17 protein-coding genes are annotated in these 20,560 nt (G+C 31.5%); 9 read left to right on the top strand and 8 right to left on the bottom strand.

Going from position 1 to position 20,560, the window contains the following annotated elements:
* Positions 1-8: 8 nt before the first annotated feature.
* On the top strand, positions 9-905 hold the full coding sequence (locus tag ACTPNM_RS09255) for a sterol desaturase family protein (RefSeq protein WP_274639808.1): 897 nt from the start codon (positions 9-11) through the stop codon (positions 903-905).
* Between the two features lie 67 nt (positions 906-972).
* On the opposite strand, the gene ACTPNM_RS09250 is transcribed toward ACTPNM_RS09255, so the two are convergent.
* The 3 genes from ACTPNM_RS09250 to ACTPNM_RS09240 all read right to left on the bottom strand — a co-directional run bounded on the left by ACTPNM_RS09250 (position 973) and on the right by ACTPNM_RS09240 (position 3,439).
* Positions 973-2,043: a hypothetical protein gene (locus tag ACTPNM_RS09250; protein WP_440121483.1), complete on the bottom strand. Its 1,071-nt coding sequence runs from the start codon at positions 2,041-2,043 to the stop codon at positions 973-975.
* Between the two features lie 66 nt (positions 2,044-2,109).
* Entirely contained in the window at positions 2,110-2,892 is a 783-nt protein-coding gene (locus ACTPNM_RS09245) for a hypothetical protein (RefSeq protein ID WP_440121482.1), read from the bottom strand.
* Positions 2,879-3,439 (bottom strand): RNA polymerase sigma factor, encoded by a 561-nt coding sequence (locus tag ACTPNM_RS09240; protein WP_440121481.1) that lies wholly within the window; start codon positions 3,437-3,439, stop codon positions 2,879-2,881. The genes ACTPNM_RS09245 and ACTPNM_RS09240 overlap by 14 nt, the downstream gene beginning before the upstream one ends.
* 317 nt (positions 3,440-3,756) lie before the next feature.
* On the opposite strand from ACTPNM_RS09240, the gene ACTPNM_RS09235 reads away from it, so the two are divergent.
* The 4 genes from ACTPNM_RS09235 to ACTPNM_RS09220 all read left to right on the top strand — a co-directional run bounded on the left by ACTPNM_RS09235 (position 3,757) and on the right by ACTPNM_RS09220 (position 8,359).
* Positions 3,757-5,973: a RelA/SpoT family protein gene (locus tag ACTPNM_RS09235; protein WP_440121480.1), complete on the top strand. Its 2,217-nt coding sequence runs from the start codon at positions 3,757-3,759 to the stop codon at positions 5,971-5,973.
* 74 nt (positions 5,974-6,047) lie between these two features.
* Complete coding sequence (locus ACTPNM_RS09230) at positions 6,048-6,497, top strand: Fur family transcriptional regulator (RefSeq protein WP_125067666.1); 450 nt, start codon at positions 6,048-6,050, stop codon at positions 6,495-6,497.
* A 24-nt stretch (positions 6,498-6,521) separates the two neighbouring features.
* A complete protein-coding gene (locus tag ACTPNM_RS09225; protein WP_440121479.1) occupies positions 6,522-7,793 on the top strand; it encodes an adenylosuccinate synthase in 1,272 nt (423 codons plus the stop codon).
* Positions 7,794-7,825: 32 nt separating this feature from the next.
* Positions 7,826-8,359, top strand: a complete 534-nt coding sequence (locus ACTPNM_RS09220; protein WP_440121478.1) for a DUF1572 family protein — start codon at positions 7,826-7,828, stop codon at positions 8,357-8,359.
* Positions 8,360-8,415: 56 nt separating this feature from the next.
* On the opposite strand, the gene ACTPNM_RS09215 is transcribed toward ACTPNM_RS09220, so the two are convergent.
* From ACTPNM_RS09215 to ACTPNM_RS09200, 4 genes are all read right to left on the bottom strand, one after another.
* Positions 8,416-9,135 (bottom strand): SCO family protein, encoded by a 720-nt coding sequence (locus ACTPNM_RS09215; protein WP_440121477.1) that lies wholly within the window; start codon positions 9,133-9,135, stop codon positions 8,416-8,418.
* A complete protein-coding gene (locus ACTPNM_RS09210; protein WP_420802987.1) occupies positions 9,132-9,908 on the bottom strand; it encodes a formylglycine-generating enzyme family protein in 777 nt (258 codons plus the stop codon). The genes ACTPNM_RS09215 and ACTPNM_RS09210 overlap by 4 nt, the downstream gene beginning before the upstream one ends.
* 30 nt (positions 9,909-9,938) lie before the next feature.
* Positions 9,939-11,393, bottom strand: coding sequence for a copper-containing nitrite reductase (gene nirK, locus ACTPNM_RS09205; RefSeq protein WP_440121476.1), 1,455 nt, complete (start codon positions 11,391-11,393; stop codon positions 9,939-9,941).
* A 143-nt stretch (positions 11,394-11,536) separates the two neighbouring features.
* Positions 11,537-12,967 carry a pyridoxal phosphate-dependent decarboxylase family protein gene (locus ACTPNM_RS09200; protein WP_440121475.1) on the bottom strand — a complete coding sequence of 477 codons (1,431 nt, stop codon included), beginning with the start codon at positions 12,965-12,967 and terminating at the stop codon, positions 11,537-11,539.
* A 138-nt stretch (positions 12,968-13,105) separates the two neighbouring features.
* Between ACTPNM_RS09200 and ACTPNM_RS09195 the strand changes: the two genes are divergently transcribed.
* On the top strand, positions 13,106-14,746 hold the full coding sequence (locus tag ACTPNM_RS09195; RefSeq protein ID WP_440121474.1) for an OstA-like protein: 1,641 nt from the start codon (positions 13,106-13,108) through the stop codon (positions 14,744-14,746).
* A 5-nt stretch (positions 14,747-14,751) separates the two neighbouring features.
* Entirely contained in the window at positions 14,752-15,930 is a 1,179-nt protein-coding gene (locus tag ACTPNM_RS09190) for an aspartate aminotransferase family protein (RefSeq protein ID WP_440121473.1), read from the top strand.
* A gap of 11 nt (positions 15,931-15,941) precedes the next feature.
* Here ACTPNM_RS09190 and ACTPNM_RS09185 read toward each other — a convergent pair whose 3' ends face one another.
* Positions 15,942-16,766, bottom strand: a complete 825-nt coding sequence (locus ACTPNM_RS09185; RefSeq protein WP_440121472.1) for a class I SAM-dependent methyltransferase — start codon at positions 16,764-16,766, stop codon at positions 15,942-15,944.
* A 372-nt stretch (positions 16,767-17,138) separates the two neighbouring features.
* Between ACTPNM_RS09185 and ACTPNM_RS09180 the strand changes: the two genes are divergently transcribed.
* Together ACTPNM_RS09180 and ACTPNM_RS09175 are read left to right on the top strand one after the other, a co-directional pair.
* Positions 17,139-19,574, top strand: coding sequence for a PAAR domain-containing protein (locus tag ACTPNM_RS09180; RefSeq protein WP_440121471.1), 2,436 nt, complete (start codon positions 17,139-17,141; stop codon positions 19,572-19,574).
* A complete protein-coding gene (locus ACTPNM_RS09175) occupies positions 19,534-20,559 on the top strand; it encodes a hypothetical protein (RefSeq protein ID WP_440121470.1) in 1,026 nt (341 codons plus the stop codon). The genes ACTPNM_RS09180 and ACTPNM_RS09175 overlap by 41 nt, the downstream gene beginning before the upstream one ends.
* Position 20,560 lies beyond the last annotated feature (1 nt).

The following is a 20,560-nucleotide window of genomic DNA, read 5'->3' as shown; positions in this document are numbered from 1 at the left end:
CTCTTTTTATGCAAATCCCTGAAATTCCTAATTTAGTTCATTATGCTATTCCTTTTTTTATTTTAACGGTTATTATTGAAGTAATATTAACCGTTAAAGTAAAACTAGAAGATTATGAGTTTAAAGATGCTGCTACATCCATAACTATGGGGTTAGGGAATGTTTTTATAGGGTTATTTACCAAAGGATTAATATTTGGAGTGTTTTTATTTCTTTATCAATATCGCCTATTTACTATTCCGTTTACTTGGTGGTCTTGGTTTATTTTATTGTTTGCTGAAGACTTTGCGTACTACTGGAACCATAGAATTGCACATGAAAGTAGACTCTTTTGGGCTAGCCACGTGGTTCATCATTCTTCAACAAAATACAATTTAAGTACTGCTTTGCGTCAAACTTGGTCAGGAAGTTTTTACACGTTCATATTTTGGGCACCATTGGCCATCATAGGATTTCATCCATTAATGATTGTAACTCAAATGAGCATTAGTTTGTTATATCAATACTGGATTCATACTGAGCTTATTGATAAAATGCCTAAATGGTTTGAAGCTATTTTTAATACTCCAAGTCATCATAGAGTTCATCATGCTACGAATCCTCAGTATCTGGATAGAAATCATGCAGGAATCTTTATTATTTGGGATAAACTTTTTGGAACTTTTGAACCTGAAATAGAAAAACCAGTGTACGGTTTAGTTAAAAATATAAATACGTATAACCCAATTAAAGTGGCTTTTATTGAATGGTATAATATGTTCAATGATGTTTTTACTAGTAAAACTACGTTAGGAAAAAGGTTATTGTACTTTTTTAAACCTCCTGGTTGGAAACATGATGGTACCGGAAAACTTTCAATGCATTTGCGTAAAGAGTGGGAGAAAAATAAAAAAGGAGAAGTTTAAACTTCTCCTTTTTTATTGGTACCTCCAAAAGGAAATACCCCTCAAAAGCTAGCCTCAATGTAGTTTACTAATTAATATCAAATCGAAGACCTAATGAAATATTTCTTGTATCAGTATTTTTAAACAATGGATTTAAATCATATTTAGCATATAATCCAATACCTTGGTAAGCAACATAAGCACTTAATCCGTAGTTATATTTGTTCATATTAAAATTATTCTTCTGAACTTCTTCAACTGTGACTCCTTGAGTATTTTTATATTCTAAGTACTGACGAGTTCCTAATTTAAAACCGAAGAAACCACCTACTCCAACCTGAAAACTTTGATGTGTTCTATCTACAATTTCTCCATCAGAATATTTTTTGTTTTTTGAAAAATCAAACTCTAAATGCATTGGAAAAGTCATTTGTACATGTCGTAATCTACTTTCAGAAAGTTGTTCTGGGTGAATACTTAAATTTGTTTCATTTCCATTTACAGTATGATATTGATTGTTTTTAGCTCTTAAATTATTCCACAGAAAAGAAAAACCGTATTTAAAATATGTTTTTGATGGTTCTTTTGCTAACCGTGTTTTCCATGTAAAACCTAACTCATAAAAGTGCGATTGCCAAAATTTGTAGTCTGAATCGTCTAAAGAACTTAGTTTATTATCTGTTAATGTATTATTTGCTCCTAAAGCAAAAACAAATTGTGTTGTAGTTCTCTTTCTTCTTCTTTTCTTTTCTCTTTCAACTTCATCTTCTTCATCGTCAGAAAAGTTTAGTCTAAACTTAAATTTTGCTATTTCAAAAGTTTGCTCTCGTGATTCTTCTTCATTGCTAAATATTTTACCATCAATTTTGTCTTGTACAAGTTGTTGTAGTTTTTGTTCCTGAAAACTAACTTTTTTCTCTATTTGAGCTGCATGGTAGGCTGCTGCTTCTTTTTTTAATGTTGTTGCTTCATCAAATGTTATTTTATTCTTTTCCAATTTTGTATTAATCTCTTTTACTTTAATCTTTAAAGAGTCTTTTTGCTGTTTAGTAATACTATCAATACTCATTGATATTTTCTTTACTTCTTTTTCAAATACTTTTTCTTGAGATTGGGCAATAGTTGTTATAAACAACACTAATAATAGTATTCTTTTCATTTTAATAATTTTAAATTAAATTGATAATAATTTGGAATGGTTAATTATCGATAATTAATAAGCGCTTTATTTATTTCTATCAACAATTGCTACTGCAATGTCTGATATTTTTGATTTTAATTTTTGCATAAAGTCTCCTTTAAACTCTTCATCATCAATCGTTCTTTCAACTTCAGCTAAAATGATATTTGGATCTATTTTTAAGTTTGACTTTTTCAGTTCATCTTCAATAGTTTTTAACACATCTTCTCGCTTTACTTTATTTCTCGCATAGTATTCTTTAACCTCTTCAGGACTATGTGTTACTGCAAATAGTAAGTCATCACTATTTACTCTAACTCTTAAATTTAGTTCTTTCTTTTTTGTTACTATTGGATTATCCAACTTTGCTACTATCTCCTCTTCTTTTGGTTGTTCTTCATCTTGAATATTTTTAAAGACTATATCTTTTTCTTTTAAGGTAGAATTCTTAGTTGTAGTAATCTTTTTCTTCTTTTTAAGCGATTTCTTTTCTTGTTGATTTTCTTCTATCTTCACTACAGCTTCGTCTGTATTTCTAAGGAACTTCTCTATGCCTTTATTATTAATTTTTAGTGTATCAATTGGAGTATCAACTATAACTTCTTCTATCGTTTCTTTTGAATTTGAACCTGTAAAATAGAAAGCTACAAAGCTTATTAACAAAGCCAAACTAGCTGCATAACCTACATATAAAAACCAATTTCTTTTCTTTGTTTCTTCCTGATTATCTAAACGAGTCTCTAATCTTTCCCATGCTGAATTAGATGGTTTTAGTTCTCTGTTTTTTAGCTTTTCTGCTATATGTTTGTCTATATTATTGCTTGACATTTCTTACTTGATTAATTTTCTCGTAGCTTGCTTGTAAACATTTACGAGCTTTAAATAATTGTGACTTAGAGGTACTTTCAGAAATTTGTAATTTTTCTGCAATTTCTGAATGTTTATATCCTTCAATAGCATATAAATTAAAAACTAACTTATATCCTTCAGGTAACTCATCTATTAACTTTTGTATATCTTCTACCGATGTGTTTTCAAGGCTTTCTGTTGCAGCATCATTAAAAACAAAGTCTTCATCCGATACTTGAACAGGATTCTTTTTTCGTAAATAACTTATACAGGTATTTACCATAATTCTACGAATCCAACCTTCAAAACTTCCTTCTCCTTTAAATTTTTCAATATTGGTAAAAACTTTAAAAAAACCTTGTAACATTAAATCTTCTGCATGATGTAAATCTTTAACATACTGCCTACAAACTCCTAACATTTTTGGAGAGTGTTGCTCAAATATTAATTGTTGAGCTTCTCTACTCTGTTTCTTTGCTTGTTTTATGAGCGAAGTTTCTTTATTATGTAGTGAAATAATTTTCAAATCAATAGGTACGTTTTTATAGCCTTACAAATATAAAGACTACAAGATTTGAAAAAAGGTTGCCTGAGGAATAAAAAAACCTCCGAACTTGTTAAAAGACCGGAGGTTCAAATACCATAATTAAATGATATTTCAGGGGGGACTAGCTCTTTTTGTGTCTCCTCTGAATTATGATGCAAAGTTATACCATATTAACAAATATATTTACAGGAAAAAGCCTAGATATGAATTAAAAAACATTTTCTCACAAAACTTGCCCAATATAATTCTTTGTACTACTTTTATTATAAACCTAATGAGTAAAAGAGTTTTATTATATGAGTTATAATGCAACGATAGAAGAAGAAAACAAAGAGATAGCAAATAGGTATAAAAATTTATTAAAAGGTACATATCAAACATTATCAGAAGATGATAAAAAACTGATACGTAAAGCTTTCGATATAGCTGTAGAAGCACATTCTGAACAACGTAGAAAATCAGGAGAGCCTTATATTTATCATCCCATAGCTGTAGCTAAAATAGTTGCAGACGAAATTGGTTTGGGGGCAACTTCTATTGCTGCTGCCTTACTACACGATGTTGTTGAAGATACGCACTATACCTTAGATGATATGGAGCGTTTGTTTGGAGAAAACATAGCTCGTATTGTAAGTGGGTTGACTAAAATTTCAAACCTAAAGCAAGAACAAGATTACTCTATACAAGCAGAGAATTTTAGAAAAATGTTACTCACATTACATGATGATGTTCGAGTAATACTTATTAAAATTGCTGATAGATTGCACAATATGCAAACTATGGATTCTATGCCACCTCATAAACAGGTAAAAATAGCATCTGAAACCTTGTATATTTATGCTCCTCTTGCACACCGTTTAGGTCTTTATAATATTAAAACTGAACTTGAAGATCTTGGTTTAAAATACACCGAACCTGATGTTTATAGAGATATTGCTAATAAAATAAAAGAAAGCAAAGAAGACCAACAAAAGTATATTGATAGCTTTACTAGTGTTTTAAAGGAAGCATTAAACAAAGAAGGTTTTGCTTATGAAATAAAAGGACGTTTTAAGTCTATTTTCTCTATTCGTAGAAAAATGCGTAAACAAAACGTAACTTTTGATGAAGTGTACGATAAGTTTGCTATTCGAATTATATATAAGCCTACTTCTGAAGATGAAAAGTTTGATGCTTGGAAAATTTATTCTATCGTTACAGACTTCTTTAAGCCAAACCCTGCTAGGTTAAGAGATTGGATTTCTCAACCAAAATCAACAGGATATGAGGCATTACACATTACAGTAATTGGACCTCAGGCAAAATGGGTAGAAGTTCAAATCCGCTCAGAAAGAATGGATGAAATAGCTGAAAAAGGTTATGCTGCTCATTTTAAATACAAACAAGGTTCTGTTAAGGAAAATGGCTTAGAAGGATGGTTAAATCGTTTAAAAGAGAGTTTAGAAAACCAGAGTTTAGATGCTGTAGATTTTGTTGAAGACTTTAAACTAAACCTTTATGCCAAAGAAATCTATGTATTTACTCCAAAAGGAGATTTAAAATCACTTCCTAAAGGTGCATCTGCATTAGATTTTGCCTTTTCTGTACATACCGATGTTGGATTAAAATGTCGTGGAGCAAAAGTAAACGGAAAATTAGTTCCGTTAAGTCACGAATTAAAAAGTGGAGATCAAGTAGAGGTACTTACCGCCTCTAACAACAAACCTAATGTGCGTTGGTTAGACTTTGTTATTACAGCTAGAGCCCGTGCTAAAATTAAATCGGCCTTAAAAGCAGAAGAAAAGAAAATAGCAGAAGAAGGAAAAGCTATTTTACAACGAAAGTTACGTCATTTAAAAATCAACTCAAATGAAAAAGTTATTCATGAGTTAGCTAGTTATTTTGGATTAAAAACTAGTTTCGACTTGTTTTATCGAGTTGGTAATGGTGCTATAGATAATACACAACTTAAAGACTTTGTTGCTCAGAGAAGTAATCGCTTTATGGGCTTCATCAAAAGTACTTTTAGGCGTTCTCCATCAAAAGAAATATCAGAAAAAGAAGAAGTTACAAATAAATACGATGCTTTAGTTTTTGGTAAAGAAGAGCAAACATTAGATTATACTTTAGCTAAATGCTGTTCTCCTATTCCTGGTGATAAAGTTTTTGGCTTTGTAACTATTAATGAAGGAATTAAGGTACATAAAAATGATTGCCCTAATGCTATTTCATTACAGTCTAACTATGCTTATAGAATTATGCCTGCCAAATGGATTGATTCTACCAAGCAAGAGTTTACAGCTATTTTACACCTTTCTGGTATGGATAATAAAGGTATCGTAAACAACATTACTAGAATAATTTCTAATAGTATGGATGTGTTTATTCATAGTATTAATATTTCTGGAGACAATGGTGTTTTTGACGGAAAACTATCGTTAAGTGTAAAAAACAAGACTCAACTAGATAAATTAATTAATAACATGAAACAAGTGGAAGGCGTTCAAAAAGTTGAGCGTGTTAATACTTTGTAAATTTCGTTTTTAACATCCTTGTATTTTATCAAGAAATAAACGTAAATTTGTCCTTTCGTAAAATTTAAAAATAAATGAGTAATTCAGCCGAAAATCAAGAAATTGTAAAAAAAGTATTCACTTCTTTTTTAGAAGAGAATAAACACCGTAAAACACCTGAACGTTACGCTATTTTACAAGAGATTTACGATGCTGATGAGCATTTTGATATCGAATCTTTATACATTAAGATGAAAAACAAAAACTATCGTGTAAGTAGAGCTACGCTTTACAATACGATGGATTTATTGTTAGACTGTGGTTTGGTTCGTAAACATCAATTTGAAGGACAATCAATGGCGCGTTACGAAAAAAGTTATTTCGATAAAAATCACGATCATGTTATACTTACTGATAGTGGTGAAGTAAAAGAGTTTTGCGACCCAAGAATTCAAATTATCAAAAAAACAATTGAAGATGTTTTTGATATTGATATTCACAACCATTCACTTTATTTCTACGGAACAAAAAGAAACAACAAATAAAACACACACTTAACAACACACTAAATGGCAGTAGATTTATTACTTGGTTTACAATGGGGAGACGAAGGAAAAGGTAAAATTGTAGACGTTTTAACAAAAAACTACGATATAATTGCACGTTTTCAAGGAGGTCCAAATGCTGGTCACACACTAATCTTTGACGGAAACAAGCACGTATTACATACTATTCCTTCAGGAATTTTCCATAAAACAGCTTTAAACGTAGTAGGTAACGGAGTGGTTATTGACCCTGTTATCTTTAAAAAAGAATTAGAAAATTTAGACAAACATAACATTGATTATACTTCTAAATTATTAATCTCTCGTAAAGCACATTTAATTTTACCAACACATCGATTATTAGATGCTGCTTCTGAAACTTCAAAAGGAAAAGCAAAAATCGGATCTACTTTAAAAGGAATTGGGCCTACTTATATGGACAAGACTGGTAGAAACGGAATGCGTGTTGGTGATTTAGAATTAGACAACTGGAAAGAAAAATATAGAGCTTTAACTGAAAAACATTTAAGTATGTTAGCATACTTTGATGTTCAAATCGATTATGATTTAGACGAGTTAGAAGCTGAGTTTTCTAGAGGTATTGAGAAATTAAAAACATTACAATTTATCGATTCTGAAGAGTTTTTAAACAAAGCTATCAAAGAAGGTAAAACTATTTTAGCTGAAGGAGCTCAAGGATCATTATTAGATATCGATTTTGGAACATATCCATTTGTTACTTCTTCAAACACAACTGCTGCCGGCGCTTGTACTGGTTTAGGAGTTGCTCCTAACAGAATTGGTGAAGTTTTCGGTATTTTTAAGGCTTATACTACTCGTGTAGGTTCTGGACCTTTCCCTACTGAATTATTTGACGAAGACGGGGCTACTATGGCTAAAGTTGGTCATGAATTTGGAGCTACAACTGGACGTGCTCGTCGTTGTGGATGGTTAGATTTAGTTGCGTTAAAATATGCGGTTGATGTAAACGGTGTTACACAATTAATGATGATGAAAGGTGATGTATTATCTGGTTTTGACACTTTAAAAGTTTGTACTTCTTACAACTATAAAGGAGAAGAAATTTCTCACTTGCCTTATAATATTGAGCCAGAAAATGTAAGTGTAAACTATACTGAATTCAAAGGTTGGGAAGATGATTTAACAAAAATGACTTCTGCTGATGAATTACCTCAAAACTTATTAGACTACATCGCGTTTATTGAAAAAGAAACTGGTGTACCTGTAAAAATAGTTTCTGTAGGTCCTGATAGAAAACAAACAATTAATAGATAAAATTTAAAGGAGCTCAATTGAGCTCCTTTTTTATGATGGTAAAAGAATATTTAGAGAATATCACTACCCAATTTAAATCGTATAAAGAGGTAGCTGATAAAACGATTGCACAACTAGAAGAAAAGGACTTACACTGGAAATACAATGAGGAAAGTAATAGCATTGCTGCTATTATTGTACATGTATCTGAAAACATGTTATCTCGTTGGACAGACTTTTTTACTTCTGATGGAGAAAAAGATTGGAGAGATAGAGATGCTGAATTTGAAACTCATGATTTATCTAAAAATGAATTAATTGCTCAATGGGAAAAGGGTTGGAATTGTCTTTTTTCTGCTTTAGACTCATTAAATGAAGAAAATTTCAATCAACCTATTCTTATCAGGAATAAACAAGTTAAACTAATTGAAAGTATTACCAGACAAATAGCTCATTTTCCTTATCATATAGGTCAAATAGCTTATGTAGGTAAGATGATTTTAAACGACAAATGGCAAACTGCATCCATGGCAAAAGGAAAATCAAAAGAGTTTATACAAGCTCAATTTGAAAAGAACAACTCATAAAAAAACGTCTTTTAGAAATTTCTAAAAGACGTTTTTAATAGGAAACATATGGCAGCTTATTTTTTTACTGTTTCCAAAATACTTGCTACAGTTTCTTTATTATCTACACCTAAACCTTCTTGTTGATGTACTAACTCCCCTTCTGGATTAAATACACTTATTATATTTGAGTGTGAAAAATCTAACGGAGAAATTTGTTTGTATTTCACAGCTAGTACATTGGCAAACTCTCTAACAGATTCTTCTGTACCTTGTAAAAAAGTCCAATGCTCATCATCCATAAAGTTTTCTTTCGCAAAAGCCTTTAATCGTTCAGGAGTATCATTTTTAGGGTCAATACTGATTAAAACGTATTGTAAATCTTCGTTATATACTTTAGGTATTTTAGCTTCAATATTACGCATATCAGCAACCAATCTTGGGCAAGCAGCTTTACAAGTGGTATAAATCATAACCATTACCAACGTTTTTCCTCTTAAATCTTCTAAATGAATACTTTTATTTTCTTCAGTTTTCCATTCTGATGTTAAATTGAATATAGAACTTTCAGAAATATCAGTAGCTAAAGCTATTTTTTTAACCTCTTTTTGATCTTTTTGCGTTAAATCCATTTTACAAACTGGACAAACTCCTTCTTCAGTATACGTTTTATCTCCCTCACATAACATTGGGCATTCATATACAATTGCCGAACTCGTATTATTCTTTTCTTTTTTACATGAACTCAATAAAGTAATTGAGAAAAGAAGTATCATTATATATTTTACTACTTTCATTGTGCTGTATTTTTATCTTTTACACATCTAAAACCTAAGTTTCGCATTGTGTATTTAGCTTTTAAGCTTCCACGGGTAGCATAACGCATAAAAGCTGCATAATTCATTAAATCTGTCGACCCTATTGCTGCACTTCCGCAAAACAAATTACTATCGTTATCAACGTCTTTACGAGACTCTCCCGATACCAATACTGAGTTAAAATCAGAGGTCCATTCCCAAACCAATCCATGCATATCATACACTCCCCAATAGTTTTTAAACGTAGAACCTATAACATTATCAAAAGTTCTAGGTTTTTCATACCATCCTAAAATATATTCATTATACATTTTTAAAGTTCTTGCATCTGGTAATTTCTGATTAGCCATTCCTACATACTCCCATTCATCTACAGTAGGTAATCGTTTTCCTTGCTTTTCACAATAACACTTAGCTGCAAACCATGAAACATTCGTAACTGGTGATTTTAAACTAAGCTTCTCTCCTATTTCCGTATCACTTTTCCAATTAATAAGATAACTTTTATCAGCAAACAGCTTAATTACTTTAGATTTTCTCCACTTTGGATTTTCTTTTACAAACTGTAAAAAATCTTCATTAGTTACAGGGTATACATCCATTAAAAAATCTTGAATCGTAACTGTTGCTGAATCTCTACCGTACAAAGGAATATAACTTCCTCCTTTAATAGGAACCATTTTAGATTGACAATTCATATGGGAAATGCCTAAGAAAAATATACAAATTGTCAATCTTAAAATAGTTTTCATTTCTTTTAATTTTAAAGTTTAACTACGTTTTTAGTGGGCACTTTTTACTTCCATTACAGTATTTACACTAACATTGGTTTTATTATTGCCCCATGAGTTGTAAACATAAGTCAGTACATCTGCCACTTCTTGATCATTCAACGCTTGTTTAGTCATTACACTATTATATTTTTGACCATTTACAGTTATTTCTCCTGTTTTACCATGTAAAACAATATCGATAGCCCTCTTAACATCATCATTTAAGTAATCTGATTTTGCTAAAGGAGGAAATGCATTTGGAATTCCTTCTCCATTCGCTTGGTGACAAGCAAAACATGTTTTTGTATAAATTTGTTTACCATCAGCTATTTTTTGTGCTAATGATTTTTCTTGCTTAGAAGCAACAGCCTTTTCTTCTTTACCATTTGGCATTTCTTGAATTGTACCTCCTTCTGGGTTATAAATACCTTCTTGTTTTACTCCTGAATAAATCTTTTTACTCTCTTCTCCTTTTACCTTTAACATTCCTAAAGCACCTTTGTTAAAAGCTCTAAAAATAGCGTGATCTACTAAAATAAAAGTACCAGGAACGTCTACTTTAAAATCAACAATTGCTGCCCCACCTGCTGGTATTGAAGTTGTTTGAACATTTTTATTAATTACACCTCCTCCTTCTATATGCACATTGTCAAAAATTTCACCAATAACATGGAAAGATGATGTTAAATTAGGACCTCCATTACCTACAAATAAGCGTACTGTTTCTCCAACATTAGCAGTAATTGCATTATCTCCCGTTAAGGCTCCTACACTTCCATTAAACACTACATAATCCGCATCTTCGTCTACTGCTTTTCTCATGTCAAAAGCTTGTAAACCCGGTTCTCCATTTTCTCCTTTTGTATAGAAGTCTCCTTGCATAATGTAATATTCCTTATCAACCTTTGGTAAACCTCCTTCTGGCTCTACTAAAATTAGTCCATACATTCCGTTAGCAATATGCATTCCCACAGGCGCAGTAGCACAGTGATATACATATAATCCAGGGTTTAATGTTTTAAATGAAAATGTTTTTTCATGACCTGGAGCTACAAATGATGACGTTGCTCCCCCACCTGGTCCAGTAACTGCATGTAAATCGATATTATGAGGTAACCTATTATCTGGATGATTTGATAGCGTAAACTCTACTTCATCTCCTACTCTAGTTCTTATAAAGCTTCCTGGAACAGAACCTCCAAACGTCCAATAAACATATTCTACACCATCTGTCATCGTTCCTTCTTTTTCAAGGATTTCCATATTAACCAGTAACTTTTTTGCTGATCTATTACCAACAGGTGCTGGAACATGAGGAGGAGCTGTTAATTCTGCTTCTATCGTTCCTTTAACTGCTATATCTGAAGCGCTCTTCATAGCTATACTTTCAGACTTTTCATTTTTACAACTAGCCATTAAAAACATAGCTGCTAAAATCATTGAAATTGTTTTCACTTGTTTCATCTCTCTTCTATTGATGTAGTTATTAATAATTTTACATAAAAGACTTTTTTATCTTTTATGTAAGCAAAACTACTAAGAGAAAGGCTTTTGAAATATGACTTTTGTCATAAAAACAAAAAAAGGAGCTTAAAGCTCCTTTTAATTTATTTTTCTTTTAAAATTTCTTCTCCAAACTGATGACACAACTCTAGAGTTTCTTTAATATCGTCCATCGTTGTTTTTGGATTTATTAAACACATTCTCAATACTACTTGCTTATTTAAAATAGTAGTTACTAAAAATGCTTCTCTAGATTCCATTATCTTTTGAGAAATTTTCTGATTTAATTCATCAATTTCTTTTTCTGATAAGTTTAACCCGATAGGATTATATCTAAAATTAATTACTGCCAACGTAGCTGGTGAAATAATTTCCCAATTTCTACTTTTTCGTAACATTTTCTCTACATCATCTGCCAATTGGATATTGTAAGTAACAGCTTCTTTGAAAGCATCTAATCCATAGGTTTTGATGGACATATAAAATTTCAATGCTCTAAAACGTCTTGTTAATTGAATTCCATAATCGTAAAAGTTAATTTCAGATTCATTCCCTTCTATATCTCTTAAATATTCAGGTTTTTCACTAAAAGTACCACTTAACCAAGAAGCATCTTTTACTAATAAGCATCCTATTTCATAAGGTTGATAAAACCATTTATGCGGATCTACAGTAAGAGAGTCAGCTCTTTCAATTCCTCGTAAAGCTTTTGCTCCTTTTTCAGCTAAAATAGCCGCTCCACCATAAGCTCCGTCAATATGGAACCATAAATCTTCTTCTTCACATATATCTGCTATTTCGTCTAAAGGATCTACAGTACCTGTATTTGTTGTTCCTGCTGAAGCGATGTAACAAAATGGTTGTAACCCTTCTAGTCTATCTTTTGCTATAGCGTTCTTTAGTTTGTTAATACTAATTCTAAACTCTAAATCTGTAGGTAAAATTCGAATTTGTTCCTTTTTAAACCCTAAAACACGAATTGCTTTAATATTTGAAGAGTGTGCTTGATCAGACAAATAAATCACTGCTTTAGAAAAATCATCACCACACTTTAAACGTCTCGCAGTAACCAAAGCTGTTAAGTTTGCCATAGAACCACCACTGGTAAAAATTCCTCCTCCTTTTTCAACAGGAAAATTATACATTTTTAGTAACCAATTCATCGTTACAATTTCTAACTCAGCTGCTGCTGGAGAAACCATCCATCCACCAGAAAAAATATTGAATCCAGTAGCCAAACTATCTGCCATAGTACTAATAAAGTTACTAGGTCCAGGTACAAATGAATAAGCTTTAGGGTGAGAAATAACCGTACTGTTTGGTATCACATTGTCCATCACAAAGTCTAGCACCTTTTCAGCAGACATTCCTTCATTTGGAGCTTCTTGTAAGAAAATACTATCCATTTCTTTTCTAGAAGCACTAGCCACAGGCTTTTTTTGCTCTAAAGTAGCCCAATGTTCTGCAATTATATCTACAATTTTATATCCGTAAGACTTCATCTCTTCTTTTGATAAATCAAAATGAGCGCTCATATCTTTATAATTTTTTAATTTGTTACAAAATTAACCATTTACTAAATGACAGCCTTTTATTTATCTTGATAATTTTATTTCTTTATTAAGATTTTGGCATATTCTTTTCATTATTTTTGTACATTAAATCGTATTATTTTGAAAAAACTATTTCTACTAATTTTTATATTATTCTCTGTTGTAAGTTTTTCTCAAACAAAAAAAATCAAGATACTTTCTACTGAACAAGCAACCGCAGATGAAAGCAAGTACCCTGGAGCTACTATACTGATAGGAAAAGTTAAAATGTCGCATGAAGGAGCTACTCTAGATTGTAAAAGAGCACTACTTTACAAAGACAAAAACTTATTTAAAGCTATTGGTGAAGTTATTATTGAACAAGGAGATAGTATTATTCAATATAGTGATTTTGCCACTTATAATGGGAATACAAAAAAGGCCAAATCTTGGGGAAATGTAGAAATAAACGATAAAGAAATGACGCTTAAAACAGATACGCTTCATTTTGATAGAATCAATCAAGTATTATATTACCCTAACGGAGGAACTATTCGCGATACAAAAAACACTCTGAAAAGTGTAAAAGGAACTTATCTTTTAAGAGACAAAAAGTTTACAGCAAAATCTAAAGTAACTGTTGTAAATCCTGATAATCATTTAGAATCTGACCATTTAGATTATTATACCAATACAAACTTGGCTTATTTATACGGACCAAGTACCATTACCAACTTAAAGGATAGTACTAAAGTGTATTCCGAAAGAGGTTTTTACGATACTAACACGGATGTTTCATACTTCGTAAAACGAGCAAAATTGTTTTTAAAAGAGCGAACTGTTTCTGCCGATAGTTTGTACTATGACAAGCGTAACGGTTTTGCTTCTGCAACCAACAATATAAAAGTGGTAGATACTGTGCAAAATATGGTAGCTAAAGGAAATTATGCTGAACTATACGAGCACAAAGACTCCTTGTTTATTATTGATAGAGCTGTTGCTATTTCAGTATTAGAAAAGGACTCTATGTATGTAGCTGGAGATAAAATTTTACTAACAGGAAAACCTGAAAAACGTATTGCTCGTATTTTTAATAATGTAAAAATATTTAAGTCTGACTTACAAGGTAAATGCGACTCTATTCATACCAGTCAAGAAACAGGATTGACAAGGATGTTTAACAGACCTATTTTATGGTCTAATAACAGTCAAATAACAGGTGATAGTATTCAATTACTCACTCATAAAGAAAGTAATAAGCTAGATTCATTAAAGGTGTTACAAAATGCATTTATGATTCAACAGGACTCCATTCATAAAGATAATTTTAATCAAATTAAAGGAAGAAACATTTATGGTAAGTTTGAAGATGATGACTTACGAACTATGATGGTTAAAGGAAATGCTGAGTCATTATATTATAACAATAATGAAGATACTCATAAATTAGAAACTATTACCAAGGAAATTGCGAGTGATATTGAGTTTATTTTAGAAGACGGAGAGATTGTTCAGACAACATATTTTAAAAAGTCGGAAGGAAAAACATACCCTCCTTCCGAATTTCCTTCAGAAGAGAAAAAATTCAAAGGTTTCTTATGGCGTGGTGACGAGCAACCAAAAACAGTAGAAGATATCTTTATAAAAGACTCTACTTCTACTATTCCTCCAAAAAGAAAAAAACAACCTGATGTTGTTAAAGAAGCTAGAAAGCAGTTTATTAATGAAACTACAAAAAAGAAAGGGAAACAAAAAAAGCCAAATCTCAAAGAATTAAAATAATTTCTGTGAAAGACGATTTTTTAAAATATCAAGGACAAACGAGCCCACATCCTTTAGCTATTGAAATTTCACATGCTAAAGGAAGTTATATTTATGATAGCAACGGAAAAGCTATGTTAGACTTTGTTGCTGGAGTTTCTGCGAATAGTTTAGGGCACAACCACCCAAAGGTAAATGAAGCAATAAAAAATCAATTAGAGCAGTATACACACGTAATGGTATATGGAGAATTCATCCAAAAACCACAGTTAGAATTGTGTAAAGCTTTAGCTGCTACCTTACCTCCTAACCTATCTTCTGTTTATCTGGTAAATTCTGGTACCGAAGCGACTGAAGGAGCTCTAAAATTAGCCAAACGTTTTACTGGTAGAAGTGAAATTGTTGCTGCTAAAAATGCGTATCATGGAAATACCCAAGGAGCAATGAGTGTTTGTGGTGCAGAACAACAAAATAGAGCTTTTCGCCCGTTAATTCCAGGAAGTAAATTTATTGAGTATAACAACGAATTAGATTTAGAAAAAATCACTTCAAAAACTGCCGGAGTCATTTTAGAGACCATTCAAGGTGGTGCTGGTTTTATTGAACCTAAAAACGATTACCTAACAAAAGTTAAGAAACGATGTGAAGAAGTTGGTGCATTATTGATTTTAGATGAAATCCAGTCAGGAATTGGACGTACAGGAACATTTTGGGGATTCGAGAATTATAACGTTACTCCTGATATTATTATCACTGGTAAAGGTTTAGGTGGCGGAATGCCAATCGGAGCTTTTATTGCTTCTTTTGAAGTGATGGATTGCTTAAAAGAACACCCGAAATTAGGACATATTACTACGTTTGGTGGACATCCAGTAATTGCAAGTGCTGGTTTAGCTACGGTACAAGAGATTACTTCCTCTAACTTAATGGAAGAAAGTTTACGAAAAGAAACGTTAATCCGTAATAAATTTAAAAATCACCCAAAAGTTAAAGAAATTAGAGGTAAAGGGTTGATGCTTGCTGTATTAGTAGATACTCCTGAAGAAGCTTCGCAAGTTATTTTAAATTGTTTAGATAAAGGATTGATTTTATTCTGGCTACTTTTTGAAGGAAGAGCCATTCGTATTACGCCTCCACTAACTATTTCTGACGAAGAAATAGAAAAAGGATGTGATCTTATTTTAAATGAGTTAGATAAGCTGTAGTCTATAGAATATTATTTCTTATAAACACCACTTTCTAAAATTAAAGAACCATTTTTAAAATGCTCTAATAAATTCAATAACTTGGGTTTAGTGGTTTCTCCCATAAGAACATTAAGTCCAATTTTAGGTGGTCCGAATTCTTTTATTTTACTGAGCATTCCCTCAAAAAATTCTATTCCTGCTTGCGTTTGATCTTTAGAAGATACTTTCGTAAGGCCTAGTTTTGTTACTATATCATCCATTTCACTATTTTTGAATAAAAAGCTATGATCTTCGGAAGTTGCCCATGGCATTGGATACTTAACTCTTTCATCGTTATTTTTTAGAATGTCATAGTATAGAAAAAAGCCATTAGTTTTCAACACACGATTTATTTCCGAGTAAAATTTCTGCTTATTAGGTACGTTCATTTGAACATGCTGTGTCCAAACCACGTCAAATGATTCATTTTCGAACGGAAGTGCTGTTGCGTCTCCTTGGAAGAAACTTGTTTTAGACTCAAGTTTTACAAGCTGAGATAGCTTTTCAGCCGTCCTAATGTATTCCTTACTAAGATCTATGCCTGAGGTAGTACAATTATATCTCTCAGCTAACATTCTACAAGGACCTCCTAGCCCACATCCAATATCTAAAACTGATTTATTGTTAAGGTCTATAGATTCTGCCAACTCTTTTGAAACAGCTGCACCACGCACGTGAAATTCATCAACTCCAGCTATATCTTCTCGTGTAATATTTTTAAGGTCTTTTCCCATTTCTGATAGACGCTGTAAAATATCTTCATACAAGCTTTCTTTAAGATAATGCTGTTCAATTGTTTTGTTTAAGTGATTCATCATTATGAGTTTTAATTATTATTACTAACGTTTCTACCATTTTGTTACAGGGAAAAATTAGATTTTTTCGAAGTAAGGTTGTTATAATATAAATGTAGGGATAATTCATATAATCAACTAATTAAGTTACATACTATCTTCAACTTGTTACTTTTTGAAGAAAGAATAATTCACATTCCTCTACATTCAATATTTCTGACAAAGAAATCGAAAAAACTAGCACCTTTATCTTCTATAAATTAAATAAACTTTTAAATTAAAATTTTTACCTTTTTATTATCCCAACAAATAGTCTCACCCAAAAACGAGTCGTAAAACACTGGTAATTAATACTTTTTTATTATTTTAGTTTGCAAAAAAAAATAAAAAGCTATGTCTAAAAAACCAGTTGCAACTCTAGGTAGTAATCATCAATGCCCAATGTATAGTGGGTCTACACCTCATGTTGGAGGGCCTGTTACTAAAGGAGAACAAAATATTTTAATTAACGGTAAACCTGTGGCAACCATTGGCAGCATGTGCACATGTAATGCAGGTATAGATACTATAGTCACAGGAAACCCTAGCATTCTTGCCAATGGTAAACCTATAGTGTGTATAGGTGATATGACTGCACATGGAGGAACTATTACTGCTGGAGAGAGTAATGTTCTTGTTAGTAGTAGCTCACCGCAATCAACTGTAGTAATGCCTATTGATCAAATTCCATTTCCTGATATTAGTTTTAAAGACAGAATTGGTGCTGCTTTTACTGGTAATACAAAAATGCTCAAACAAGCTGAAGCCAATCAACAAAAAATAAAAGAACTTGCTGAGCAACAAGAAACAGAAGAAAAAAAGCTTCCAAAACTACAAGGTGAAATTATTTTTATAAATGGTTATTTAAGTGACTTTAAAACAAACAGCGAATCACACTGGAATGCTATAATGGATTTAAATCCTGATAAACCAGGTTGGTTTACCTCAAGAGGTGAAAATACTAATGAATACAAACGTACTGACCATGATGATTATTATACTGCCGAACAACGTGAAAAAGACCTACACAAAAGTAAATTTAGAAAAATAGTTGAAGAAAAGTTTAGAAATCCTAATACGTTAATTTTTAAAACTCCCGAAAGTAAGTATTATGGTTACTGGAACGATATCGCTAATGACTACAAAGCTACAGAAACCTATGCTAAATATTTTAATGCAGAAGGTAGAGTACATTACATAAACGGCTCTCATGGGTTAGGTAGTAGCGGAGCGCATAGAGTTGATCACGGTATTGCATTAGGTTATGAATGGGCTCGCCATAATTGGTTGCTTATAAAAAAAGAAAAAGTTGATGCGAAAAAAGGGGAATCTCCACAAATAGAAAGCTATTCTCCGCATTATAAACCCGTAACTATTGTTGGTCATAGTCAAGGTGCGTGTATGGCAGCAGGTGTAAAACTGGGTATTATTAAATATGCTAACGAAATGGGATGGAAAAAAGTAGCCATAAATACCATTTTTTTAGGAGTGCATCAACCTAAGGGGTTATATGGAAAAAACTATGATAGTCTTATTAAGAAAAAAACACAAGAGTACATGGTTTACAAAAATGCTGTACTTAGAGGAAAAAATGAAGATAGCGGACATAAATTTTTAAGTGCTATTTCTGAATTATATAGTCCTAAATATAAAAAGGTTTTTAACAAACGAGGTTTATTTGAACATGTAAAAGCTATTTGTTACGATTGGAACACTTATAAAAGTAGAGCTATACAATTTACTTTTCCAAACGACAGAGGTGACTTAGTAACTATAGATGGAGATATACCAGAAATAAAAAGTGCCTGTCACCCTAAAAGGGATAAAACGTTATTTAGTGCTGAATATTTTCATAAACAAGATAGTATTCCTTCGTATTACCAAACACAACAAAATAAAAAAATCATTGACTTGTCTATGTATGGAGCCGAAAGCGGATATGTAGTTGTTCCTCCTTATGTAGCTGAAGAACGTTACGATTACGATGCTTTAGAAAAATTAGACTCCCCCACTGTAAATCAACAAATGCATGGTGTGCATTGGAAGGGCTATAGTAGAGTAGCCATACGTTGGGGAGTAGCTATGAATGCCTTTAAACTAGCTAAATCAAACTACCAAAAGTATACTAACCATAAGTTTGTCGCAGATGCTGTTGGTGATCTTTTAATTGGAACCTATACATTTATAGAAAACAATCATAAAAAAATAGCGTTATATAAAAAACTAATTACTAGTTATAAAAATAAAACGATCAAAACTAACCTTATAAATTTATTTGAAGGACATTTTAAAACTTCTATTAAGATACCTAAACACCTAACTCGTAAATGGAGCTATTCTAGCGACGAAAAGTATGCTATCATTCTATACAATTTAGCCTATGTAACTTATCAAAATATGCTACTACAATACGCTCCCTTACAAAGTGCTGATTTATATGCTCACTTTGCTCCTGTAGGACATGTTTTACATACAAAATTATTACAAGATAAAAGTGGTAGTTTTAATGACCAGTACGGTAATACTTCTATATTTGAACGTATAAAGAATGCTGGAAAAGATAAATTCTATAGAATGGACTACGATGGAAAAGATGGAGAAGTAAAAGATTTAACAGAAGAACAAAAAAGGGAACAAGAAAAAACAGAAGTGGAAACAAAGCTAATTAAAAAGCTTATTGATTCTTCTATTGCTGACACAGAGTATATAAATAATGTTATTAAGGCATATGTACACAAAAAGAAAAGTTATGAATCTAAATTATATGATGAAAGTAAAAATAAAAATTAGTGCTATTTGTTTGCTTTTGTTAACCAGCTGTAATTATTTAAAAAAGAAAAAAGCTATACAAAAAATGGAAAAAGAGTATACGGAATACCAAGATTTACATAAACATCAAGGAACAGAAAATTACAATGTAATCACATTATTTAATGAAAATTCTATAATAAAAGAGAAATTAGTTGAACAAAAACAGCAATTTTTATCTATAATAGGAAGAGATGAAAAGCTAGACAAGCCTTATAGAAAAAAAATAGATTTTTTGGGAAATATTATCGGTGAATATTTAATCTATAGAACTCTCAAAGATGGAACAATGTGGACAAGTGATTATTATAACAATTGGTTGATAAATGGAAATGATGAAGAACAAAACTACATTGACCCTTTAACCTATAGTGAAAAAAGAGATTTAAAAAGTTGGTTAATAAAATTCGATGAATTGTATAACAAAGCTTCTTATGTTTACGAATCTTCTTGGAGTTACTATATGAAAGTAGAAAATAATTGGTATAAATTTTCATATGATAAAAAACTATTTACCCCAGAAACTTTTGATACCAAGGTATATGAAAAATACCCTTCCAAAATAACCCCCGAAGAAGTACGTATGGTAAAAATTCCTGAAGTCTTTGATAACTTATTAGAAAACAAAACCCTACAATTAGCAGAATATGTAGAAATGGACAAACAAAAAAGTAGTGGTTTAAACCCTATTAGTTTTTCATCTGGTTATTACATGTTCGAATTACATTTACCACAAGGTGACATCTTAAAATTTAGACGTTATGGTGCCATGGGGTTTAATGCTGATATGAATATATATCAAATACCTAAAGAATTAGGTGGTAGCGACGAAGTTTTTTTTATAGAACAATTACCAAGACAAACTTATCCTGATAAATCCTTTGCTGGTTTTTATGCCATACGACCTAAAAATTACAAAGAATTACCTGAGTATAAATCATATTCCGAAAAAGAGAAAAAAAATTAAC

Source organism: Tenacibaculum sp. Ill, from assembly GCF_051938915.1.
In the GTDB taxonomy this organism is placed as follows: domain Bacteria; phylum Bacteroidota; class Bacteroidia; order Flavobacteriales; family Flavobacteriaceae; genus Polaribacter; species Polaribacter larymnensis.
This window is presented reverse-complemented; position numbering and strand designations above follow the sequence as displayed.